The sequence below is a fragment of the Nonomuraea sp. NPDC050227 genome (genome assembly GCF_044459705.1).
Taxonomy (GTDB): Bacteria; Actinomycetota; Actinomycetes; order Streptosporangiales; family Streptosporangiaceae; genus Nonomuraea.
In genome coordinates, this window is sequence record NZ_JBITJF010000003.1 from 1,009,281 (window position 1) to 1,031,726 (window position 22,446).

General features: G+C 70.6%; 19 protein-coding genes and 2 rRNA genes. 5 read left to right on the forward strand and 16 right to left on the reverse strand.

The features are described from left to right. Positions 1–95 precede the first annotated feature (95 nt). The 10 genes from ACIBK9_RS16950 to ACIBK9_RS16995 form a co-directional block, all read right to left on the reverse strand. Positions 96–1,079 (reverse strand): TerC family protein, encoded by a 984-nt coding sequence (locus tag ACIBK9_RS16950; protein ID WP_352364449.1) that lies wholly within the window; start codon positions 1,077–1,079, stop codon positions 96–98. A 176-nt stretch (positions 1,080–1,255) separates the two neighbouring features. Then, the gene (locus ACIBK9_RS16955) at positions 1,256–2,356 is read right to left on the reverse strand and encodes a glycosyltransferase (RefSeq protein WP_397159008.1); all 1,101 of its coding nucleotides are present in this window, start codon (positions 2,354–2,356) and stop codon (positions 1,256–1,258) included. A gap of 1,039 nt (positions 2,357–3,395) precedes the next feature. Further along, positions 3,396–4,988 carry a murein biosynthesis integral membrane protein MurJ gene (murJ, locus tag ACIBK9_RS16960; RefSeq protein WP_397158950.1) on the reverse strand — a complete coding sequence of 531 codons (1,593 nt, stop codon included), beginning with the start codon at positions 4,986–4,988 and terminating at the stop codon, positions 3,396–3,398. Positions 4,989–5,060: 72 nt separating this feature from the next. Next, the gene (locus ACIBK9_RS16965) at positions 5,061–5,912 is read right to left on the reverse strand and encodes a hypothetical protein (protein WP_364340006.1); all 852 of its coding nucleotides are present in this window, start codon (positions 5,910–5,912) and stop codon (positions 5,061–5,063) included. Between the two features lies 1 nt (position 5,913). After that, positions 5,914–6,888, reverse strand: coding sequence for a copper transporter (locus ACIBK9_RS16970; protein WP_397158952.1), 975 nt, complete (start codon positions 6,886–6,888; stop codon positions 5,914–5,916). Further along, entirely contained in the window at positions 6,885–8,081 is a 1,197-nt protein-coding gene (gene steA, locus ACIBK9_RS16975; RefSeq protein WP_352364485.1) for a putative cytokinetic ring protein SteA, read from the reverse strand. Before steA ends, ACIBK9_RS16970 begins: the two co-directional genes overlap by 4 nt. Positions 8,082–8,154: 73 nt before the next feature. Next, positions 8,155–9,864, reverse strand: coding sequence for a DNA repair protein RecN (gene recN / locus ACIBK9_RS16980; protein WP_358300241.1), 1,710 nt, complete (start codon positions 9,862–9,864; stop codon positions 8,155–8,157). A 94-nt stretch (positions 9,865–9,958) separates the two neighbouring features. Then, complete coding sequence (locus tag ACIBK9_RS16985; RefSeq protein WP_352364459.1) at positions 9,959–10,861, reverse strand: NAD kinase; 903 nt, start codon at positions 10,859–10,861, stop codon at positions 9,959–9,961. Continuing rightward, positions 10,858–11,670, reverse strand: a complete 813-nt coding sequence (locus ACIBK9_RS16990) for a TlyA family RNA methyltransferase (RefSeq protein ID WP_352364461.1) — start codon at positions 11,668–11,670, stop codon at positions 10,858–10,860. The genes ACIBK9_RS16985 and ACIBK9_RS16990 overlap by 4 nt, the downstream gene beginning before the upstream one ends. Continuing rightward, a complete protein-coding gene (locus ACIBK9_RS16995) occupies positions 11,667–11,840 on the reverse strand; it encodes a hypothetical protein (RefSeq protein WP_352326208.1) in 174 nt (57 codons plus the stop codon). The genes ACIBK9_RS16990 and ACIBK9_RS16995 overlap by 4 nt, the downstream gene beginning before the upstream one ends. Before the next feature lie 127 nt (positions 11,841–11,967). Here ACIBK9_RS16995 and ACIBK9_RS17000 point away from each other — a divergent pair, with 127 nt between their 5' ends. Continuing rightward, positions 11,968–12,315, forward strand: a complete 348-nt coding sequence (locus tag ACIBK9_RS17000) for an SCP2 sterol-binding domain-containing protein (RefSeq protein WP_397158955.1) — start codon at positions 11,968–11,970, stop codon at positions 12,313–12,315. 343 nt (positions 12,316–12,658) lie between these two features. Here ACIBK9_RS17000 and ACIBK9_RS17005 read toward each other — a convergent pair whose 3' ends face one another. Beyond that, positions 12,659–13,630: an HAD-IIA family hydrolase gene (locus ACIBK9_RS17005; RefSeq protein ID WP_397158957.1), complete on the reverse strand. Its 972-nt coding sequence runs from the start codon at positions 13,628–13,630 to the stop codon at positions 12,659–12,661. 121 nt (positions 13,631–13,751) lie between these two features. Between ACIBK9_RS17005 and ACIBK9_RS17010 the strand changes: the two genes are divergently transcribed. Then, entirely contained in the window at positions 13,752–14,189 is a 438-nt protein-coding gene (locus ACIBK9_RS17010; RefSeq protein WP_397158959.1) for a TipAS antibiotic-recognition domain-containing protein, read from the forward strand. Positions 14,190–15,020: 831 nt separating this feature from the next. Here the strand turns inward: ACIBK9_RS17010 and ACIBK9_RS17015 are convergent. Next, on the reverse strand, positions 15,021–15,446 hold the full coding sequence (locus tag ACIBK9_RS17015; RefSeq protein WP_352326203.1) for a tetratricopeptide repeat protein: 426 nt from the start codon (positions 15,444–15,446) through the stop codon (positions 15,021–15,023). Positions 15,447–15,569: 123 nt separating this feature from the next. Here ACIBK9_RS17015 and ACIBK9_RS17020 point away from each other — a divergent pair, with 123 nt between their 5' ends. After that, complete coding sequence (locus ACIBK9_RS17020) at positions 15,570–17,177, forward strand: DUF1015 family protein (protein WP_397158961.1); 1,608 nt, start codon at positions 15,570–15,572, stop codon at positions 17,175–17,177. An 82-nt stretch (positions 17,178–17,259) separates the two neighbouring features. Here ACIBK9_RS17020 and ACIBK9_RS17025 read toward each other — a convergent pair whose 3' ends face one another. Next, positions 17,260–17,652, reverse strand: a complete 393-nt coding sequence (locus ACIBK9_RS17025) for a single-stranded DNA-binding protein (RefSeq protein WP_397158963.1) — start codon at positions 17,650–17,652, stop codon at positions 17,260–17,262. An 83-nt stretch (positions 17,653–17,735) separates the two neighbouring features. On the opposite strand from ACIBK9_RS17025, the gene ACIBK9_RS17030 reads away from it, so the two are divergent. Next, positions 17,736–18,689 carry an MBL fold metallo-hydrolase gene (locus ACIBK9_RS17030; protein ID WP_387679901.1) on the forward strand — a complete coding sequence of 318 codons (954 nt, stop codon included), beginning with the start codon at positions 17,736–17,738 and terminating at the stop codon, positions 18,687–18,689. Between the two features lie 81 nt (positions 18,690–18,770). On the opposite strand, the gene ACIBK9_RS17035 is transcribed toward ACIBK9_RS17030, so the two are convergent. Then, entirely contained in the window at positions 18,771–19,796 is a 1,026-nt protein-coding gene (locus ACIBK9_RS17035; protein WP_397158966.1) for a hypothetical protein, read from the reverse strand. On the opposite strand from ACIBK9_RS17035, the gene ACIBK9_RS17040 reads away from it, so the two are divergent. Continuing rightward, a complete protein-coding gene (locus ACIBK9_RS17040; protein ID WP_397158968.1) occupies positions 19,740–21,221 on the forward strand; it encodes a hypothetical protein in 1,482 nt (493 codons plus the stop codon). The two genes, ACIBK9_RS17035 and ACIBK9_RS17040, sit on opposite strands and share 57 nt — an antisense overlap. 869 nt (positions 21,222–22,090) lie before the next feature. Here ACIBK9_RS17040 and rrf read toward each other — a convergent pair. Next, positions 22,091–22,207: ribosomal RNA gene (gene rrf, locus ACIBK9_RS17045) — 5S ribosomal RNA — on the reverse strand. 142 nt (positions 22,208–22,349) lie between these two features. Then, positions 22,350–22,446, reverse strand: a 23S ribosomal RNA gene (locus tag ACIBK9_RS17050); the annotation flags it as partial.

The following is a 22,446-nucleotide window of genomic DNA, read 5'->3' on the forward strand; positions in this document are numbered from 1 at the left end:
TGGTGACTGGACTAGGCGCTTTGCCATGCTGTTACGGAACTCGCAACTATTACACGGCGCAACTTCACAAGCAAAGCGCCTCGATAGCCGTTCCGCTAGACCTGCTCCGGGTGCGTGTGCTCGCCTTCGCCGCTCGTCATGCGGGCTTTGATCAGGCTCGCAACCGTGGTGATCGCCATGGTGGAGCCGATGACCGTGAGCGACACCCAGATGGGAATTTCGGGTGCCCAGGAGACGCCGCTGGCATGCAACGCCTCCATTATCAGCTTAACCCCGATGAACCCGAGGATGAACGCCAAACCATAGCTGATGTAGACGAGTCGCTGCAGCAACCCGCCCAGCAGGAAGTAAAGCTGACGCAGCCCCATCAGGGCAAACGCGTTGGCCGTGAAGACGACGTAGGGGTCCTTGGTGAGCCCGAAGATGGCCGGAATCGAGTCGAGGGCGAACAGCAGGTCGGTGGTGCCGATGGCGACCATCACGATGAGCATGGGGGTCACCATGCGGCGGCCGTCGATCTTGACGCTGACCTTCGAGCCGACGTACCCCTCGGTGGTCGGGAACGCCCGGCGCACCCACCTGAGCAGGATGTTCTCGTTGAACTCGTCTTCCTCGCCCTTGAGGTGCTGCCGGATCAGGTTGACGGCGGTGTAGACGAGGAAGGCGCCGAAGACGTAGAAGAGCCAGCTGAACCGCTCAAGCGCCGCGGCGCCGAGCGCGATGAAGATGCCGCGCATGACCAGCGCGAGCACGATGCCGACGAGCAGCACCTTGTGCTGGTAGGGCCGCGGCACCGCGAACCTGCTCATGATGATGAAGAAGATGAACAGGTTGTCGACGCTCAAGCTGTATTCAGTGATGTAACCGGCGAAGAACTCTCCCGCCTTGTCGGCCCCGAAGGTGGCCCACAACCCCACACCGAACAACGCGGCCAGGGCGACATAGAAGGTGACCCAATATCCGGCCTGCCGCATGGAGAACTCACGGGCTTCACCGCGGTCGACGATCCAAAGGTCAAAGGCGAGGACGACCAGCAGACCGCCGATGACGGCGATCCAGGCCCACACGGGTACGGTCACGATTCAAACCCTCCGGCATGCATGACTCATTGCCGGAGGTCTCTCCCGCCCGCGGACAACGCGGACCGGCAGCCCCGGGGGCCCCGTGGAGCGGGGCTGCACCGTGATGACGAGGCTGTCGCGAAGGGATACTCCCCTCCCTAACCCACGCAGTATACGCCGACACTCTGATCTCATCATCCATTCGATCTTGCCCCCTCGTACACCCCGAGGACGCTCTCCACGGCATCGTCACCGTCCGGCAACTCCCGTCCGCGCCGGGCGGCCGCCTCGGCCAGCGTCCGCGCGGCCCCCGGCTCGTCCAGGACCTCGCGCAACGCGCTGCGCAGCCCTTCGGCGTCCCCGTACGGCACCAGCACCCCTGCGTCGCCGACCAGCCACGGGATCCCGCCGACGTCCGAGGCCACCACCGGCTTGCCCGCCATCAGTGCCTCGCTGAGGCTGAGCGGCAGCCCTTCCCAGCGGCTGCAGTTGACCACGACGGACGCGGCCGCCAGCAGGTCGGGGACGTCGTCCCGGTCTCCGAGAAGCAGGACGGGAAGGTTCCGGGACCGGATCCGGTCCTCCAGTTCCGCCCGCAACGGTCCCTCACCCGCGACGGCGAACAGGGGGGCCGGCGACTCCCACGGCCCGGCCGCCACGTCCAGCAGGGTGTCGAGCCCCTTCTGCTGGGCGAGCCGGCCGATCGTCAGCACCAGGGGACGATCACCCGCCCCCAGTTCCTCCCGCACCTCCTCCGGCCCGCGCCGGGCGGGCCGGAGCGGGGGCGCGGGCACCACCGCCTCCGCCACCTCCCGAGCTCCCAGGATGCTCATCCGCTCCGCCAGATCCGGCGAGACCACCAGCACCCGGTCGGCCCGCCGCGCCACGATCCGCTCCAGCACCCCGTAGACGAACCCCACGAAACCGCCGGCGGTAAGCGCATTGTGCAAGGTGACCACCACCCCCGGCCCCTCCCGACCGTCGCCCCTTCGCTTCCCCGGAGCTCTGAACGCCCTCAGTGCCAGGCTCGCCAACGCCCCCGCTCGCAGGCCATGGGCGTGCACGACGTCGGCGTCGCGCGTCAGCCGCCGGATCGCGAGCACCGCGCGCAGGTCGTTCAGCGGGTGCGGCCGGTCGGACACGGGCACCTCGGCGAACGCGGCTCCCGCCGCCCGGAAGGAGAACGCCTCCTCGACACTCCCCGGCCCCACCACCGCCGCCTGGTGGCCGCGCTGCACCAGCCCTTCGACGAGCATCCGTACATGCCGCCCGGTCCCACCCGACGTGGTCCCCATCACAAAAGCCACCCGCACGACCCCTCCTAGGCCCTCACCGGAAACCGCAGCCACACCTCAAAGCTGAAACCGTAACCCGAGTCACGCCGCAGCTTCCCGATCTCCCCCACCCAACCAGCCGACGCCCCGTACCGGCCCCCACAGGCACCTGAGCTTCAAAGGCTCCCGACCACCACGCCTCGGTCCGCCATGACCACCAACCAAGAACCCACCGCGCAGGACCCTGTGCCCCCAGCCACGATCCACGGTTCCCAAGCCCATGGCACGTTCTTGATGCCGGGCAGCTCAATCACTGAACCTCACGGGCCAAGCACCCAAATGTGGGCACCTTCACAGCCCGACCAGCCCGTGAGTGCCTGGCCCGCAAGAGGTCAAGCACCACCGGAACCATGTGCCCGATGCCCTGCTGCCCTTTCAAAGCCAGCAACCTTCCATAGGCCACCCCCCAGATGGCTCCTGGCCCTGCATGGCCCGTCACCTAACACAGGCCAGCCCCTCGAAGGCAAGCCTTCGAGGAAGCCCTGCCTCACACAGAAGACCTCGCACCGCGGAACCAGCACCAACTGCAAGCCACACGCGGCAGAAGAGCAGAAACTACAGAAAACCAGAAGCCACGCCACCACGAACCCCGCGCCACTAGGCGTGCCAGCCCCAGAAGCCCCGCGTGACCAGCCCTCCAGCCCCGGAAGCGCGACCCAGCCGTGCAAGCCCCAGAAGCCGTACCGAACCCGCCGTACAGGACCAGCCGTACGGGACCAGCCGGCCGAGCGTCAGAAGCCGCGCACGACCAGCCGACCGGGCGTCCGAAACCAAGCGCGACCAGCCGCCCGAGCGCCCGAACCCGCCGTACGGGACCAGCCGGCCGAGCGTCAGAAGCCGCGCACGACCAGCCGACCGAGCGTCCTAAGCCAAGCGCGACCAGCCGACCGCACCCGAACCCATGCGCGACCAGCCATCCGCCCCCCGAAGCCGTGCGCGACGACCAGGAACCGCCGGAGCGCGCCTACCGCACAACAGGCAGAGGATCAGTGGCCGTGGATCAGCCGCCCCGTCGGAGCAGCCCGGCCACCACCCTGGCATCCGGCCGGTCCACCACCGCCACGACGGCAGCCCCCACCACCACGGCCACCACCGCCGCCAGCACCACCGCACCCACGTTCGGCCAGATGCCCGAGACGCCGAGCCACCTCACCACCCCAGCCCCCGCCAGGTACCCCAGCACACCACCGGCGACCGCCGCCCCCGCGGCCCGGGGCAGCCCCGCCGCGGCAACGCTCCCGCGCGCCCGCACCACGGCCCCGAGCAGCAACACCCCACCGGCGGTCATGCCGACGCTCATCCCCAGCGCCATCCCGCCGATCTTCCACCCGGCGGGCAGCAGCAGCACGAGCACGGTCTGCGCGACGATGACGACCAGCCACCCCGCCACCGTCCCGGTGGCGGCCGCCCGCCCGAGCCCGGCCGCGTAGAGCACCCGGCTCAGATGGGCGATGAGCCCGTAGCCGACGATGCCCGGCGCGAACAGCGCGATCGCCAGGGCGAGCTGAGGCGGCGGCACCTCGCTCCTGCCTCCCAGGAACACCACCGCCCCAGGCCCCGACGCGGCGGCCAGCACCCCGGCCGCCAGCCCCGTGACCAGCACCACGGCCCGCGTGGTCCGCGCCGCCAGCGCCGAGAACGCGACCGCGTCGCCCGCCTGCGCCGACAGCCGGGGGAACGCGCTGGTGGCGATCGGCACGGCCAGCACCGCGTACGGCACCAGGTAGATCGCCCACGCGTAGTTGTAGACGGTGAGGGCCCCGTTGCCGATCGCCTTGTTCGACAGCAGCACGACGACGATCATGGCGGCCTGCTGGGCGAGCAGCGCCGCGATCCCGGCCAGGGCGAGCCTGCGCACCTGCCCCGCCACGCCGTCGGGGAAGCGTAAGGTGGGCCGCCACCGCAGCCCCAGCCGCGACACGGGCCCGACCACGGTCAGCACGAGCGAGAGCACGCCCAGGCTGGTGCCCACCGACAACGCCAGCTCGGCCGGCCCGGGCAGATGAGCCGGGTCGACGGTCCCCGAGCTGAGCGGCACGAACAGCAGGTACGCCACGATGACCACGATGCTGGACACCAGCGGCGCGACCGCAGGCCCGGCGAAGCGGCTGTGCGACTGCAGCACGCCGTAGAGCACGACGGCCACGCCGTACAGGGGGATCTGGGGGGCGAAGACGACCAGCATCCGGGTGGCGACGGCGACGAGCTGGGTCGTGTCGCACCCGTTGACGGCCTCGCCGAGGAACAGGCCGATGACCGGCCGGGCGAACAGCGCGGTGAGCGCCCCCAGCGGCACCAGGACCACGACAACCCACGTCAGCAGCGCCGAGCTGATGTGCGCGGTGCGCTCGCGCGAGGCCGCGGACCCGGCCAGCACCGGCACCACCATGCCCGCCAGCGCACCTCCGACGACGACCTCGAAGACGATGTTGGGGATCTGGTTGGCCGTCATGTAGGCGGTGGACAGGCAGTTGGTGCCGACGGTCTGGGCGAAGGCGTACTGCTTGGCGAAGCCGGCGATCCGGGCCAGCACGGTGATCGCCCCGATGAGCAGGGCGCCACCCGCCACGCCCCGCGCCGTCACGCTCCGCACCCGGCCTCCCCCGCCCAGTATCCGGTCACGCGGACATCCTGGCAGGTGCCACCGACAATCGCGCGCGGAGGGTCACACGTGGTCGACGGGACGCCGCCCGAGCATGTCGAGCCGGTTGAGCACCGGGTTCGCGGCGATGACCTTGGTGAAGCTGACCTTCTCCGAGGCCGCGGTGAGCGCCGCGACCGTGCCCAGGAGGACCAGCCTGCCGGGCCTGCCGAGCTTGGTGACGGCGGCCAGCCCGAGCAGCGCGCCGAGCGAGTTGGCGCCCGCGTCGCCGAGCATGGCGCGCTCGCCGAGGTCGTCGGGCAGCAGCGCCGCGGCGGCGCCCAGCGGCACGGCGGCCAGGGCCGCGGCGGCGGGCGAGGACCGCAGCAGCGAGACCGCCAGCAGCGGCCCGCCGGCCAGCAGCCCGACCTTGATCGCCCGGCCGGGACGCAGGTCGAACAGGTTGGCGAGGTTGGCGGCGCCGGCGATGGCCGCGCCGTTGACCAGGGTGTCGACGGGCCCGTCGGAGACGAGGGCGGCGGCGCCCAGCCCGGTGGCGCCGATCCCGAGGATCTTGACGGCGCCGCTGGTGACCTCGCCGCGGGCCAGAGCCGTCAGATGGCCCTTGAACCCCTTGGAGGACGTGGTGCCGTAGAGGTCGTCGTAGGCCCCGAGGGCGCCGGTGCCGACGCCGGCCAGCACCGCGGCCAGCCGGGTACGCGGCGCCAGGCCGGGTGTGAGCGCGGCCGCGGCGCCGGAGCCCGCCACGAACGCGGGCCCTTCCAGCAGGGTGATGGGCTCGCCGCGGTGGTTCTTGCGCGTCCAGCGCCCGCCCAGGTCGGCCGGACGGTTCCGGGTGAAGGCGGAGTAGGCGGCACGGGCGGCGGCGGCACCGATCGCGGCGCCGGCCAGCGCGTAGAGCAGGCCACGGGCCATGTCAGCTCCCTGACTGGGTCGGTGAGGGTGTGGTGGTCGGCAGGGCGGGCTGGGTGGCCGAGGCCCCCTTGCCGATGCCGTACTGGCCGGCCCGCCCGCTCAGTTGCTCCCGGAGAGCGTAGACGACCACGACCCGGCCCGTGGGCATATCGACGGTATCGACGGTGGACACGCGCTTGGCGACGTCGCCGTCGTCGCGCAGGGCACTGACGGCGCCCCCGGTGACGGCCGCGTTGGCGGCGCTGCCGGCCAGCACCGCGCCCTTGCCCGCGGCGTCGAGCCGGTCGGCGACCGAGACGAGCGCGCCCAGCTGGGTCTCGGCCTGCTCCCCCTCGTACGCCTTCTCCGGCGCGAACATCACCGCCAGCATGGCCCGCTTGGCGGGGTCGCCGTCGGTGCTGACCAGCCCGCCCGCCTCGAACCCGCTGATGACGGCGGCGGTCGCGGCATTGGGGGTGCCCGCCTGGGCCTGGTCGGTGGTGAGCAGCGTGGAGGCGAGAAGTGCGCCGGCCTTGTCCCAGACGGTCGCCGTGGACGGGAAGACCATGTCGACCGGTTTGAGCTGGTTGACCAGGCCGTCGAGCACACCGCTGCGGTCGGGGTCGAAGAACTTTTCGGTCAGCGTGACGCGCCCGCTCACCTCGGCGCCCGCCTCCTCCAGCACCTGCTGCTCGGCCTCGCGGAACGTGGTGCTCGACCCCGGCGCCTCGACCAGCAGCACGCGCTGGCCGGTCAGCTCGCCGGCCACCAGCTTCGGAGTGACGCTGGTGACGAAGGCGTCGTTGCCCGCCTCGCGGCCCTGGAGCTGGTCGATCTGCACGCGCAGCTCGTCCTTGGTCTTGGTGAGCTGCGCGGAGATCTCCTGCGCGGACTTGACCGCGGGCTCCTGTAGCAGCGTGGTGCCCAGGACGATCCCGACCGCCAGCGCCAGGAAGATCGCGACGATGGAGACGACGTGGTAGCGAAAATCGATCACGAGAAGAGTCCGACCAGCCAGAAGATGAATGCGTTCCAGACGTCTTGCAGGCCGTTCAGCCAGGTCTGGCCGAGCGGCGACAGGAAGAGCGCCACCCCCATGGTGATCAGGGCGGTGATCACGAGCATCAGGAGCTGGGAGGTGGTGATGCGGCTGCGGTAGAGCCTGCTCACGCCCTTGGCGTCGATGAGCTTGCTGCCGATGATCAGCCGGGTCAGGAAGGTGCTGGCCATTCCGGAGCGGCCCTTGTCGAGGAACTCCTCCAGGGTGCCGTGGGTGCCGACCGCGACGATCAGCTCGGCGCCCTTGTCGTCGGCCAGCAGCATCGCGATGTCCTCGCTGGTGCCGGTGGCCGGGAAGATGACCGCCTCGCGGCCGAGCTGGTGCACCCGCTCCAGGCCGGGGGCGCGGCCGTCGCGGTAAGCGTGCACGACGAGCTCGGCGCCGCAGGTCAGGGCCTTGGTCGAGACTGAGTCGAAGTCGCCCACGATCACGTCGGGGAGGTAGCCGGCCTCCAGCAGCGCGTCGGCGCCGCCGTCGACGCCGACGAGGACGGGACGGTATTCCCTGATGTAGGGGCGAAGAGTGGCGATGTCTTCCTTGTAGTGATATCCGCGCACCACGATGAGGACATGTCTGCCCTCCATCGGGGTGCGGATCTCAGGCACGCCGACTCCGTCGATGAGAAGCTTGCCCTCACCACGAACGTACTCCATCGTGTTGACGGCGAAAGCCTCGATCTGCACGGCCAGCCCGGCGCGCGCCTCGGCCATGGCGGCCTCGACGGCCTCGGCCGTCTGCTCGTCGCCCTTGCCCACGACGTCGTCGTCGAGGTAGATGACGCCCTCGTGGAGGCGGATGACGTCGCCGTCCTTGACGCGTTCGAACAGCTCGGGGTTGGCGTTGTCGACGAACGGCACGCCCGCGTCGAGCAGGATCTGCGGCCCCAGGTTGGGATAGCGGCCGCTGATGCCGGCGGCGACGTTGACCACAGCCGCCGCGCCGCACGCGACGAGCGCCTCCGCGCTGACCCGGTCAACGTCGACATGGTCGATAATCGCTATTTCCCCGGGCTGGAGGCGTTTGGTCAGCCTCTTGGTTCGCCGGTCGATTCTCGCCACTGCCGTCACACCGGGAAGGTCACCGACCTTCCTGCCACGGAGGCCCGGCATCTTGCTCCCCGGAACCTTCATCATGACCATCCTGCCAGAGGGAAACAGCGCGGAGGCCAAGCACTACGCCGCGTGTCCACTATGTCACGCTGAATCACCTGTCGGCCGCTGCGAGCCCGAGCAGCTCCTCCGCGTGCGCCCGGCCCAGTTCGGAGTCCTCCAGACCGGCCAGCATGCGCGACAGTTCGCGGACGCGCCCCTCGTGGTTGAGCGTGACGACCCCGCTGCGCACGACGCTGCCGTCGCTGGCCTTCTCGACGACCAGATGCTGGTCGGCGAAGGCCGCCACCTGCGGGAGGTGGGTGACGACGATCACCTGCGCGGTGCGTGCGAGCCGGGCCAGCCGGCGCCCGATCTCGACCGCGGCCTTGCCGCCGACCCCCGCGTCGACCTCGTCGAACACGAACGTCGGCACCGGGTCGGCACCGGCGAACACGACCTCGATGGCGAGCATGACGCGGCTCAGCTCGCCGCCGGAGGCGCCCTTGTTGAGCGGCAGCGGCGGCGCGGCCGGGTGGGCGGCCATCCGCAGCTCCACCTCGTCGACGCCCTCCGGGCCGAACTCGGCGCTCTGGGTGAGCTGCACCACGACCCGGGCGTGGGGCATGGCCAGCGCGGTCAGTTCTTCGGTCACGGCCTGGCCGAACCGCTCGGCGGCGGCCTCGCGGACCTTGGTGAGCTCGGCGGCCAGGGTGGTGAGCCTGGTGGTGAGCTCCTCGTGCTCGCGGGTGAGCTCCTCGATGCGCTCGTCGTCGCCTTCGAGCTCGCCCAGGCGGGCGGCCGCCTGCTGGGCCCAGGCCAGCACCCCTGCGCTGTCCTCGGCGTACTTCCTGATCAGGCTGCCCAGCACGGACCTGCGTTCCTGCACGGCTCCCAGACGGGCGGGGTCGGCCTCGATGGACTCGGCGTAGGCGGCCAGGTCGGTGGCGACGTCGGAGATCAGGTATCCGGCCTCGGCGAGCCGGTCGGCCACGCCGGCGAGCTGGGGGTCGTAGTCGCGCACGGCCTCGACGGCCGCGCGGGCCTCCCCGAGCAGCGAGATCACGTCACGGGCGCCGCCGCCGGCCTCCATCGGGTCGCCGAGCAGCGCGGTGTGGGACGTGGTGGCGGCGCTGCGCAGCGCGTCGGCGTGCGAGAGGCGCTCCTCCTCCTCGCGCAGCTCGGCGTCCTCGCCCGGCTTGGGGTCGACCTTCTCGATCTCCTCCAGGCCGAACCGCAGCCGGTCGGCCTCCTGGGCGCGCTCCCTGGCCTGGGTGGTCAGCTCGTCGAGCAGCGCCCCGACCTGCTTGTGCCGCTTGTACGCCTGTGAATACGCCCGCAACGGCTTGACCAGCTCGTTTCCGGCGTAACGGTCGAGCGCGGCGCGCTGCCTGGCGGCCTGCAGCAGCCGCTGCTGGTCCATCTGCCCGTGCACCGCCACCAGGTCGTCGGCCAGGTACGTCAGCGTGCCGACGGGCACCGTACGGCCCCCGAGCCAGGCCCTGGAGCGGCCCTCGGCCGAGACGGTGCGCGAGATGATCAGCTCGCCGTCCTCGACCTCACCGCCGAGGTCCTCGACCTGCTGGGCGACCCGGCCGCCGGGCTCGACGACGAGCGTGCCCTCCACGGTCGCCTTGTCGGCCCCCGGACGGATGCGCGAGGGATCGGCCCGGCCGCCGAACAACAGCCCGAGCCCCGTGACGACCATCGTCTTGCCCGCGCCGGTCTCGCCGGTGACCACGTTGAAGCCCGGCGAAAGCTCGAGTACGGCCTCGTCGATGACGCCGAGCCCCTGGATGCGGACCTCCTCGACCCTTGGTCGCACTGCCCACTCCCGTCACTGCCGTGCCTGATGGCCGGTCGATTGTCTCCGGACACCTGTTGCCCATGGGATCCTACGCGCTCCGCCCTCCATTCATTCAGGGTCGCACTCTCCCGCGCCATCCTTGAACCGGTAGTTCGAACTTGGCGACCAGCCTGTCGGTGAAGGGCGCGCCGGTGTTCTCGACGCCGTGCAGACGGGCCAGGCGCACCGGCTCGGCGCCCCTGCGCACCTCCACACGTGACCCGGAGGGCAACTCGAAACGGCGGCGGCCGTCGCACCACAGAACCCCGCCCGGAGTGTCCGGCAGGATCTCCACGGCCATCGTGGACCGGGGCGAGACCACCAGCGGCCGCGCGAACAGCGCGTGGGCGCTGATCGGCACCAGGAGCAGCGCCTCCACCTCCGGCCAGACCACCGGCCCGCCGGCCGAGAACGCATACGCCGTCGAACCCGTAGGAGTGGCACATATCACGCCGTCGCAGCCCCAGCGGGACAGCGGCCGCCCGTCGATCTCGGCGACCACCTCCAGCATGCGTTCCTGCTTCTCCACGGTGACCTCGTTGAGCGCCCACGTGTCGGCGATCACCCGGCCGTTCTGCCTGGCCAGGACGTCGATCGTCATGCGCTCCTCGACGTCGTAGCGCCCGGCGACCACGCTGTCGACCGCCGAGGCCAGGTCGGCCACCTCCGCCTCGGCCAGGAACCCGACGTGCCCGAGGTTGACCCCGAGCAGCGGCGTGCCGGCGGGCTTGGCCAGCTCGGCCGAGCGCAGCAGCGAGCCGTCGCCGCCGAGCACGATCATGACCTCGGCGTCCTTGGCCGAGCCGGGGTCGTCGCTGGGGACGACCTCCACCCCGCCACAGCCGATGTCACGCGCCTCGGTGTCCAGGACGCGCACGTTGATGCCCGCCCCGACCAGCCGGTTGATGACCAGACGGGCGCTCTCGACGGCGGCGCCCCGCCCAGTGTGGACGGCGACCAGCACGGTCCGGTTCATTGCGGCCCTTCCGCGACGGCACGCTGGATCTCGGCATCGAGCTCGGCGACGGGCGGATCACCCTCTCCTTTGCCCAGCCACAGCAGGTATTCGACATTTCCGGAAGGGCCGGGCAGCGGGCTCGCGGTCACGCCCCGCACGCTCAGCCCCAGCTCCTGCGCCTTGGCCGCGGCCTCGCGCACCGACCTGGCCCGCAGCTCGGGGTCGCGCACCACGCCGCCCGCGCCCACGAGCTCCTTGCCCACCTCGAACTGCGGCTTGACCAGCATGACGAAGTCGGCCCGCGGCGCGGCGACCTGCGCCAGCGCGGGCAGCACGAGCCGCAGCGAGATGAACGACAGGTCGCCCACGACCAGCGTGGGCGGCTCGCCGACCATGTCGGGGGTCAGGTCGCGCACGTTGACGCGTTCCATCACGGTCACCCGCTCGTCGGTGCGCAGTGACCAGGCGAGCTGGCCGTAGCCGACGTCGACGGCGAGCACATGGGCCGCGCCGTGGCGCAGCAGCACGTCGGTGAAACCTCCCGTGGAGGCTCCCGCGTCGAGGCACCTGCGCCCCTCCACCGACAGGCTCTTGAACGCCTCCAGCGCCCCGAGCAGTTTGTGCGCTCCCCGCGAAACGTAGTCGGGCCCGTCGGCCGACTCGGCGACGACGATGGCCGAGGCGGTGTCGACCTGGGTAGCGGGCTTGTGCGCCTGCTGGCCGCCCACGCTGACCCGCCCGGCCTCGATGAGCTGGGCGGCCTGCTCGCGCGACCTGGCCAGCCCGCGGCGCACCAGCTCGCTGTCGAGACGGATCCTGCGGCTCACCGCTCGCCCAGCGCTTCGTCGCCCGCACCCGCGAGAGTGGACTCCAGCCCGGCGAACGCCTCCTCGAACACGGCCACGTGCTCGTTCACCGGCAGCTCGCCCACACGACCGAGACCGGCCACGATGGCGTCGACCCGCTCGTCACCGGTCTCCTCCGGCAGCTCACTCATGACTCGACCGTAACGCCTCGGGCGAGCGCCCGGGACCTTGGCAGGCGTGTCACGCGTTGAGACTCATACGGGGGTGCTAGTGATGTGGAACGCTACCGACCGCAAAGGGAAAGAAAGGATGCCCAACATGGCAAGCGTCGAGGAGTGCCGGGCGGCACTGGCCAGGCTCGTCGCCCAGTTCGACGAGATCGGCGCGGAGGATCGTGCCAAACACGTGGTCGAGCGCACGGTCAGCGCCCGGGTCTCCGACCTCGACGTGATCTTCTACGGGCGGCTGCACCACGGGGGGCTCGACCCGTTCACCGAGGAGCCGCCGGCGGGCGGCAAACCGGCCGATGTGAAGATCACCATCGCGAGCGACGACCTGATCGCGCTGGTCGACGGCGAGTTGGATCTGGCCCGTGCGCTGCTCGGAGGGCGGGTGAAGATCGACGCGAGCTTCGGCGACCTGCTGCGCCTGCGCAAGCTGATCTGACCGTTTCTGTTCAGGCGGCTGTTCGATGTCCTACGCAGCTGCGCAGCGCGGGTGTTCGCTGTCAGGCGACTACTCGGCGCGTGCGTTAACTGTTAGGCGACAAGCGAACAGCGACCCTGCCCCTCGCCCCCCGACCGACTGAGCCGCCCTCCGGCGGCCACGTCGCCCCCATCTGACGCTTCTCCCCACAGACCCCCCGCGATCATGGCGCTGCCCCTGCGCGTGGACGAGCCCGTCGTGTCGCGAGCCGTGGAAGAAGGACGCCGTCACGGCAGGGCTCGTGGGCTGCTGGCCGCTGCAGGGCGGGAGAGGCATTGCCGAGGCGGCCCCCGCGCCGGTCGCCTCACCCCACGCGCTTCAGGACGTCCTTGATCGCGTCCTCCCCGATCTGGCCTTCGCCCGCGGCCGTCCAGGCGGCGTCGCAGGCCGCGCGCAGGCCGTCGATCCGGCTGCCGTCGCCTTCGAGGCGCAGCGTCCCGTCGCGCCACTCGGCCCGCCATCCCCCGCAGGCGCCCTCGCGCACGTCGGGATAGGGCTGGACCAGCGCGCCGAGGTCCTCGGCCAGGTACGTGGGCCGGTGCCGGGGCGCAGCGGTCAGCACGTCGAGCGGGGTGGCCACCCCGGTGAACACCAGCAGGCTCTCCACCCCCGCGTTGGAGGCCCCTTCGATGTCGGTGTCCAGCCGGTCCCCCACGACCAGCGGCCGCCGAGCGCCCGTACGGATCATCGACTCCCGGTGCAACGGCGGATCCGGCTTACCGGCGTACACGGGTTCAACCCCGGTGGCGGCGGCGATGACCCGGACCATTGCCCCGTTCCCCGGCAGTTCGCCCCGCCCGGTCGGCATGGTGCTGTCAGCGTTGGAGGCCACGAACAGCGCGCCCTGCCGTACGGCCAGCGCTCCCTCCGACAGCAGGGCGTACGACAAACCGGGAGCGATCCCCTGAACCACCGCCGCGGGCGACTCGGCCGCGACGGACACCGGCCTGAGCCCATGAGCACGTACGGCCACCCGCAGCCCCGACCCGCCCACGACCAGCACCGCGGCGCCCGGAGCCACCCGCTCGGCGACCAGCCGCGCGGCCGCCTGCGCCGAGGTCACCACATCGGCCGCCGTGGCCGGGACGCCGAGTTCCCGCAGGTGGGCGGCGATGGCGGCGGGCGTCCGGGAGGCGTTGTTGGTCACGTAGGCGAGCCGGACCCCCTTGCCCTGCGCCTCCTCCAGCGCCTGCCTCGCCCCGGGAACCGCGTGCTGTCCGAGATAGACCACACCGTCGAGGTCGAGCAGCAGGGTGTCATAGCCGTCAATCAGCACAGCGCCTCTTCCCGTTTGACTCTCACGCCGCGTGAGACTTTAGCGTCGCCTTCGTACCCCGCCACAGGAAGCCCTCTCCTCGTGGATCGGGAAACCCGTACCCGACACCGGAAGGACGACCATGTCCCGCGAGCCCGACGCCACGACCGAGGAACGCATAGAACTGCTCGGCGCTCCCGCCCATGACGAGTACGCGGCGGAGGCCGAGGAACGCTGGGGCGACACGCACGCCTGGGCCGAATCCGCACGCCGCACCTCGACCTACACGCGGGAGGACTGGCGGCGACACGAGGCCGAGGCAGCCGCCCTCTCGGCCCGCCTCGCCGACGCGATGCACGCCGACGTCCCGGCAGACGGCGACCTCGCCATGGACCTGGCCGAGGAACACCGCGCCCACCTCTCCCGCTGGTTCTACGACTGCACGTACGACATCCACCGCGGCCTGGCCGACCTGTACGTCTCCGACCCCCGCTTCACCGCCGCCTTCGACCGCACCTCACCCGGCCTGGCCGCCTACCTCCGATCCGCCATCCTCGCCAACGCCACCCGCCACGGCTGACCCCTGCCACCTGACCAGTCGAAGGGACGTGATGCCGCGCGTGGAAGGCGACGGCCGACAAGCCCGGAACTGGGGGCACGGCCCTCAAGGCGCCGTTTCTGCCACGCAACCCGGGCAAAGTCCCTCACGGCAGCCTTGCGCCGCTCCCATGGGGGTGGAGCAGCCAAATACGGCCACGGCATGCCCGTTCCCTTACGCAAGGGCAGCCAGATTGCAGCCGCGGCATGCCTGCACGCTCAAACAGGGACGGCCTGGGCAGCCACGACGACTGCATTCGCCGCACCACGCCCCCTGGGCACTCGGCTGGGAAGCCGCCGCACAGGCCCCTCATGTCCCAGCAGGTCGTGTTCTCCACACAACCCGAGTCGGTCGCCCAGCAGTGGGGTAGCCACTTCTCCGGTAATGGGCGGAGTCGTCACGGTCGGCCAGGTGCTCGGGGTCGACGGCGGGCACGTGCCGCGATGTCCCTCGGCCGCCGTCAGGGGCTGGGGAACGCGAAGACATGGCCGCCCATGCGTGACGGCATGAACGCCTCGACGGCATGAACGCCTCGTCGCGGCCCCGGAAGGCCCTCAGCGACAGCGTCACCCCTATGGGCCGACCAGGGCACGGCACAGTCGCGTGCTGGGCCACGGACACACGCCGTCCAGCACGGGGCCAGGCCAAGGAAGCGCTCTGCTGCGACGACGCCCGCTCGGCACGACGGGCCGCGAGCAAACAGCGCAGGGGCTCCCGTCCGAGCTGATGCCCCAGGGAGGATCGAAACGCCCAGCTGACACAGTCGATTGGGAGGCGACGTTCGCCATGGCCGGCTCCCGCGCCCGTCTGCCCCTACATCTCCCGGCGAGCCCTCAACGTCGCCCGCACACTCTTCAAGGCCGACACGTAATGCCGCTCGTCCGGCCGCATGGCCACCGCGATGGCCAGCGGCTCCTGAGCGCCCTCCAGATCCCCCGTACGCCACAACGACAAGCCCAGCCCGAAGTACGCATAATCCTCAGCCGGATTCGCATCCACGATCTGCCGGAAGCTGGCCGCGGCCTCCGCGTACTGGCGGGAGTTGAACTGCGCCCGAGCCAGCGCCTCAAGGATGCTCCGGGACTGCGGCTCAGCAGCGGCGGCCCGCTCCAGCAACGCCGCGGCAGCCGCCGGACTCCCCTCCTTCAGCAACTTCACACCACGCTGATACCAGTCGTAAACACCGCCCCCGGGAACGCCACCCACGGACTCATCGTGACCATTTCCGCCCTGAACCATGCGTGAGGACTCCTTCATCGCTGGACGACGAACCTCGCTCCCGCTCCGCCGCGTAAGGGGCGCGACAGCAAACGATTGGGGCAACTCCTGGTAGGCGCAAGCATTTATGGGAGCATGCCCGGTATGGGGACTCCTGAACTGCCGGTGCCTGACGGACTGGTGCTACGGCCCTTCCGAGGCGTACGTTTCGATGTCGAAGATCCCGCCAAGGTGACCTCCCCACCGTACGACCTGATCAGCGATGCGGACGTCGAAGCCCTCCTTGCCTCCCACCCGAACAACGTCGTCCGCCTCATCCTTCCCTGCAACCCCGAAGCGACACCCGCCCCCGAACCCGGCACCCCTGGCGGCCCGGCCGGTACCCCGTCCAGACTCCGCCACCGGACCGAGGTGCCGCTCGAAGCCCGTTACTCCGAGGCCAGGGACACCCTGAGGGCCTGGCTGGACGCCGGCGTCCTCGTGGCCGACGACACTCCTGCCCTGTACGTGTACGAGCAGAGCGGCCCGCACGTCCTCCAGCGCGGCCTGATCGGCGACGTCGGCCTGGTCGACCCCGCCGAACGCGTCATCCTCCCCCACGAGGACGTCATGCCCGGCCCCATCGCCGACCGGCTGGCTCTCATGAGCACCACCGAGGCCAACCTCGAACCCATCTTCCTGCTCTACAACGGCGACAACGGCAAGGCGACCCGCCTGGTGGACGAGGTGGCCGCCAAACGACCGCCCCTCGTCACGGCCGGAACCGAGGACGGCCTCACCCACCGGCTGTGGGCGATCACCGACCAGGACGAGATAGACGCCATCAACGCCGACCTGCGCAACCGTCAGGCCCTGATCGCCGACGGCCACCACCGGTACGCCACCTACCGCGTCCTCCAGCGTCAGGAGCACGCCGCCCGCCAAGCCCTGCGGGACGGAACGCACCAGGCCACGCCCTATGCCCCCCAGGCTTCTCAGCACGCCCCCTTCAACGCGCCCCTGAGCCCGCCCACCCGTATCTCCCAGGACGCATCGCCCCCGCCCCCCGAACACGCCACCGCGCCGGACCGCCCCGTAACGCCCTCTCCCAGCCCAGTCACCTCGTTCCGGCACGAGCTGGTCGATCACCTGGCCCATCCGTCAGCCGAACCGGCCTCCGCCCCGGCCGACCCCCGGCAGGCGCTGGGCCCCTGGGACTTCGGGCTGGCCCTGATCGTCGACTCCACCGCCTACCCACCCGATCTCAAGGCCATCCACCGCGTCATCCCCGGTCTCCCCTTGACCGAGGCCGCCGCCCGGGCCAGGGGCGCCTGGCAGGTGCACGACTTCGACGACCTGGCGCAGGGCCTGGAGGCACTGCAGAACGCGGCCGAGCCCGCCTTCCTGCTCGCCGGCCAGAGCGGCACCCATCTGCTCACGGATCCCGACCCGGTGCAGCTGAACCTGGCGATGCCGGACCAGCATTCGGACCGCTGGAACTCGCTGAACACCTCGATCCTGAGCGAGTTCATCCTGCCCAAGGTGTGGGGCATGGAGGACGACGAGCGGGCCGTACGCATCGTCCACCACGACACCGAGGCGGCATTGCGGCTCGCGATCCAGACGGGCGGCACAGCCGTCATCCTCAAGCCGCTCATGGTCCATGACGTGCTGGCGGTCGCCGCGGGCGGCGAACGAGTGCCCCGCAAGTCCACCTCCTTCGGCCCCAAACCGCGTACCGGCCTGGTCCTGCGCACGTTCGCCATCGACTGACGCCGCCCCTGCCGCGTGGCCGCGCCTCCCCTGCCCACCTCCGAGCGCTCTCCGGGGCGGCGCCTCGCCATCGCCGACAAGGTCACCCCGCCCCGGCCAACTGAGCCACCTGCCGCGGCCCCCGGCTCGGAACCACCTGCTCAGATGGCTCAGGAACCGTCTCCTCGACAGGTCTGACGGCACTGACCTCCACCTCGTACCGCCAGATCTTGGCGGCGGCCGGGCCGAAGACCCGGCAGCGGAAGGCGCCCGTCACCTCGATGAAGTTGCGCGGTTCGAGGCCCCGCACGATCTCCGCCACCTCGGGATCGAACGTGACGCACGGGATGCTGTCGGTGAGAGCCGGGCCTCGCCGGTGCCTGCGCCGGCGGCGGACGATGACGCGCCACTTCGTGGCCATGTCGCCGCTCGGCATCGCGTATTCCTCGACCGCCGCCGACAGCCGCCCCACCAGCACGACCTCGTTCCGATCCATTGTCGTCCTCCCGTTTGTGTTCCGGAGGAGATCACTCTCTACGATGAAGGGAAGCCCGGATCGATACGAACGTCGTTCTGGGGATGACGGATGTACGCGCGGGAGTGCCTGTGGACAACATCACCGCACTAGGCGGCGACGTCTATGAGATCGACACCAAGATGGCCGGATACGCGGGCATCACCGCCGGCTACCTGATCCTGGGAGATCGGCCGTGCCTGGTGGAGACGGGCACCTCGACCTCGTCCCCCGTGGTGCGCGACGCGCTCGCCTCGCTCGGCGTCGGCCCGGACGACCTGGCCACCGTGGTGGTGACCCACATCCACCTGGACCACGCGGGCGGTGTGGGCGACATCGCGAAGTTCTTCCCGTCCGCGCAGGTGGTGGTACATGAGAAGGGCGCGCGCCATCTGGCCGATCCGTCGCGTCTGATGGCCAGCGCCCGGATGGTCTGGGGTGACCAGCTCGACACCCTCTTCGGCGAGCTGTCCCCCACCGAGGCCGAGCGGATCGTCGCCCTGGGCGACACCGGCGCCATCGACCTGGGCAACGGCCGCACGCTGAGCAGCCACTACTCGCCCGGCCACGCCAAGCACCACGTCGGCCTGATCGACTCCGCCACCGGAGACCTCTACGTCGGGGACGCCGCGGGCGTGTACCTGCCCCAGACCGGCGACCTGCGCCCCGCCACCCCGCCGCCGGACTTCGACCTTCAGACGGCTCTCGACTCGATCGCCCTGTTCCAGGCACTTGGTCCGCAACGGTTGCTGTTCAGCCATTACGGACCGGTCGGCGCCGTCCAGGAGACCCTTGAGCGGTCCGCCGAAGAGCTCCGGGTCTGGGTGGATCTCACCCGTCAGGCACACTCCGAGGGCCTCGACCTCGATCACGCGGTCGCCATGGTCCGCGACCGCACCAAGGAGCGCTACACCGCCCTGCAGTCGGACGACGTGACGGCCGAGCAGTTCGAGCTGCTGAGCGGCGCCCCGTCGAACGTCGCGGGCATCCTCCACTGGCTCAACCGCGTCGAACGATGACGACCGGCCGATCACACCCCATGTGACACAAAAAACTCCGCCGTCCCCCTGATCATCAGGGGGACGGCGGAGCGGCAACACCTACTCGTCGTTCTTCTTCGGCCGGTCCTTAGCGGATTCGTCCGTCTCGACTTCCAGCACGTCACCGAAGTCCGGCTCGATGAACGCGGGCGTGATCCCCGGCGTCCCGGCCTCCGCCGGCTTCTCTTCCTCGCCACCGTCGGCGGGCTCGCCCGCCTCCGGCTCGGCCGTCTCAGCAGGGACCTCGGCCGTCTCAGCAGCGACGGCGTCCTTCGGCTCGGCAGGCTCGACCGGCTCGGCAGGCCGCTCGGCGGCCTCGGGCTCCAGGAGGTCGTCCGCCTCGGCCAGGGCCTCGTCGTCCTCTTCCTCCTCCTCGGCCAGCTTGCCCGCGTCGGCGGCGCCGGCGTCGTCGAAGTCGTCCTCGGAGTCGAGGTCCTCCTCGAAGTCCTCCTCGACGTCCTCGATGACGGCTCCGGTGAGCTCGGCGTAGCGCTCGGCCGCGTCCGTCTCCCCGTCCTCGTCGAAGGCCATCGCACGGGCGAACCAGTCGGTCGCCGCCTCCTGGTGCCCGGCGTCGGCCAGGGCGTCCGCATAGGCGAACGCGAGGCGCGCCGACCACGGCTTGGGCTGCGGGTCACGCAGCTCGGGCAGGCGCTGAAGGGTGATCACGGCCGCGTCCTGCTGGCCGAGGTCACGCCTGGCACCCGACTCGACGATGGTCAGCTCGATGCGTCCGGCCCGGTCGAGGCGCTCGGCCTCCGGCGAACGCACGAGATCGATGGCCCGCTCCGGACGGCCCATACCGCGCTCGCAGTCGGCCATGACCGGCAGGTACGCGTCGGACCCCGTCATCCTCCTGGCCGCACGCAGGTCGCTGAGCGCCTCGGAGAAGTGTCCGGCCCGGTAGGCGACGATGCCCGCAGCCTCGCGTACGACACCGATGCGAGCGGCGAACCGACGCGCCACCTTGGTGTGTTCGTGCGCCTTGTCGGGATCGTCCTCCTCAAGGGCGCGCTCGGCAGCGACCAGGTGCCTGCCGACCAGGTCGGAGAGGTCACCGGGCAGCGAACGCAGCTCCTCGCGCACTTCCTTGTCGAGCTCTTCCGCGGTGATGTCCGGTGCCACCTCGGGCAGCCTCTCGCGCTGCGGGGCGTCGGAGTCGCGCTCCTCGCGGCCGTACCTGGCGCGGGTGCCGCCGCCCGGACGCTCCCCGCGGTCGTCCCGCGAGAACGGACGCGACTCACGGTAGCCGCCACCCTCGCGACGAGGCCCGTAGGAGTCGTCGCGACGCGGGCCACGGTCGTAGCCACCCTCGCGACGCGGCCCCCGGTCGAACCCCTCACGACGCTGCCCGCCACCGCGGTCATCACGGAACCCGCCCTCTCGGCGCGGCCCCCCTTCGCGACGCGGCCCACGGTCACCGTAACCGCCGCCTTCACGGCGCGGACCACGGTCGAAGCCCTCACGAGGACCACGGTCGAAGCCCTCACGAGGACCACGGTCGAAGCCCTCACGAGGACCACGCTCGGAGCCCTCACCGCGAGGACCACGGTCAAAGCCTTCCCGGCGCGGGCCCCGGTCACCGAAGCGGTCGTCGCGGCGCTCGCCGTACCCGCCGCCCTCACGGCGCGGACCACGGTCGAAGCCTTCGCGACGCGGCCCGCGGTCGAAGCCTTCCCTGCGCGGACCGCGGTCAAAGCCCTCGCGACGCGGCCCACGCTCTCGGTCGAACCCCTCACGACGCGGCCCCTGCTCGAAGCCCTCACGACGCGGGCCCCGGTCAAAGCCTTCCCGACGCGGACCGCGGTCACCGTAGCCGCCGCCTTCCCGACGCGGCCCACGGTCACCGAAACCGCCGCCTTCACGACGCGGCCCACGGTCACCGAAACCGCCGCCCTCACGGCGCGGCCCACGGTCGCCATAGCCGCCGCCCTCACGCCGAGGTCCGCGGTCCTGGAAGGGACGACGCTCGTCGCCCTCACGACGCGGCCCGCGGTCGAAGCCCTCCCGGCGAGGACCACGGTCGAATCCCTCACGACGCGGACCACGGTCACCGTAGCCACCGCCCTCACGGCGCGGCCCCCGGTCCTGGTACGGACGGCGGTCATCGCCCTCACGGCGCGGCCCGCGATCATCCCGGTCCCGGTAAGGAGGACGCTCCTCACCCTCACGACGCGGCCCGCGATCGAAGCCCTCCCGGCGAGGACCACGGTCGAAACCCTCACGACGCGGACCACGGTCAAAACCCTCACGACGCGGACCACGATCGCCGTACCGGCTCTCGCGACGCTCGCCGCCGCCGCCCTCGCGACGCTCGCCGTAGCTGCCTCCGCCTTCACGGCGCTCACCGTAGCCGCCCTCGCGGCGGGGTCCGCGGTCGTCGCGGTCGCGGTAGGAGCGGCCCTCGTCCCGGAAACCGCCCTCGCGCCGTGGCGCACGCTCGTCGCGGGAACCCTCCCCGCTTCGGGGCGCTCTGTCCTCGCGGTTGTACGGCCGCGGCCGGCCCTCTGAACGGAACGGACGATCGCTACCGGAATCACGCCCGCGAGAGCCGTATCCGCCAGTCCTGCCGCCGCTGGAGCGCCTGTCCCCGTAGTCGCCGCGCCCGCGCTGTCCGCCGTCCGATCCGTTATCACTGTTCACTTCTGGTCCATTTCGTTGGCTCACTCAGCGGACTCACAACGGCGGTCCACCGTGGCTGGTCGCCGCCCGCCCTCGGGCCTTACGCGACGAAGGCCACCCGTGGGGGTGGCCCGCTCCCCCCAGCCTAGCAAGCCCCCGACCGTTAACGAGCCCTCCAGCCACCCACGACGATCCCAGCTTCGCCTCCCCCCACAGAACGCCGCTCACTAGAAAGACGCGGTAGTGATCTCATAGTCGAAATCGCGCAACACAAGAACAGGAAGTCTCCTCATCTACATCTGGCGGACGTTCTCGTGCACGTGTCTCCGGAGGCGTTGGAGGAGGCACCAGAACGACATCCAGCGGAGGCGGCCGAGGAATTGCCGGTTCGACCCGTGTGCACAGCAATTGGCTCACCGCCATCACTCATGGCAGGCTCACGAGGCTATAAGGTGTCGCGCCCGGCCTCCAGGCTTCGGAACGGGAAGTCGCTGGAGTCGATGTGCTCGTATCCAACAGGGGGAAAGCCAAGTGCGGAGAGCGCATCAACACATGGGGTCTCCTACCGCGCGCCAGCCCTGACAGGAAGCTCCGTGTTCGCGAGCCGGCTGGCACAACGCGACTGGCGGCCAGCCGCGTTACACGGAACCGAACTCCCAAGCCGTGCTGTGCTGCGCGCCATCTGAGCTCTTCATCGGAAAACGTGTACAACGCAAAGAAGCCCCACACGATCCCGTGTGGGGCTTCTTTGAAAGATTGTCCGGCGGTGACCTACTCTCCCACACCCTCCCGAGTGCAGTACCATCGGCGCAGAGAAGCTTAACTTCCGGGTTCGGAATGTAACCGGGTGTTTCCTTCTCGCAATAACCGCCGTAACTCTATGAAACTGTCAAGCGAACTGCCGCTTGCTGTTTCAGAATTGCATAGTGGACGCGGGCAAGAATTTCCTTGGTGTGGCGCAGCTCCGGACCCGGCGAAGAGTAACAGAGCGCAGCACACACCAAAGCATTATGCTTTGTGGTCAAGTCCTCGGCCTATTAGTACCGGTCAGCTCCACACGTTACCGTGCTTCCACCTCCGGCCTATCAACCCGGTCGTCTACCGGGAGCCTTAC

Coding starts and splice junctions, on each gene's coding strand:
- ACIBK9_RS16965 (WP_364340006.1), bottom strand. CDS start 5,912: ATGGCCCGTGGCCTGCTCTACGCGCTGGCCGGCGCCGCGATCGGTGCC.
- ACIBK9_RS16995 (WP_352326208.1), bottom strand. CDS start 11,840: ATGAGTGAGCTGCCGGAGGAGACCGGTGACGAGCGGGTCGACGCCATC.
- steA (WP_352364485.1), bottom strand. CDS start 8,081: ATGAAGGTTCCGGGGAGCAAGATGCCGGGCCTCCGTGGCAGGAAGGTC.
- ACIBK9_RS16955 (WP_397159008.1), bottom strand. CDS start 2,356: ATGGGGACCACGTCGGGTGGGACCGGGCGGCATGTACGGATGCTCGTC.
- ACIBK9_RS17015 (WP_352326203.1), bottom strand. CDS start 15,446: ATGGTTCAGGGCGGAAATGGTCACGATGAGTCCGTGGGTGGCGTTCCC.
- ACIBK9_RS17030 (WP_387679901.1), top strand. CDS start 17,736: ATGACGGATGTACGCGCGGGAGTGCCTGTGGACAACATCACCGCACTA.
- ACIBK9_RS16985 (WP_352364459.1), bottom strand. CDS start 10,861: ATGAACCGGACCGTGCTGGTCGCCGTCCACACTGGGCGGGGCGCCGCC.
- ACIBK9_RS17025 (WP_397158963.1), bottom strand. CDS start 17,652: ATGGATCGGAACGAGGTCGTGCTGGTGGGGCGGCTGTCGGCGGCGGTC.
- ACIBK9_RS17010 (WP_397158959.1), top strand. CDS start 13,752: ATGTCCCGCGAGCCCGACGCCACGACCGAGGAACGCATAGAACTGCTC.
- ACIBK9_RS17020 (WP_397158961.1), top strand. CDS start 15,570: ATGGGGACTCCTGAACTGCCGGTGCCTGACGGACTGGTGCTACGGCCC.
- ACIBK9_RS17000 (WP_397158955.1), top strand. CDS start 11,968: ATGGCAAGCGTCGAGGAGTGCCGGGCGGCACTGGCCAGGCTCGTCGCC.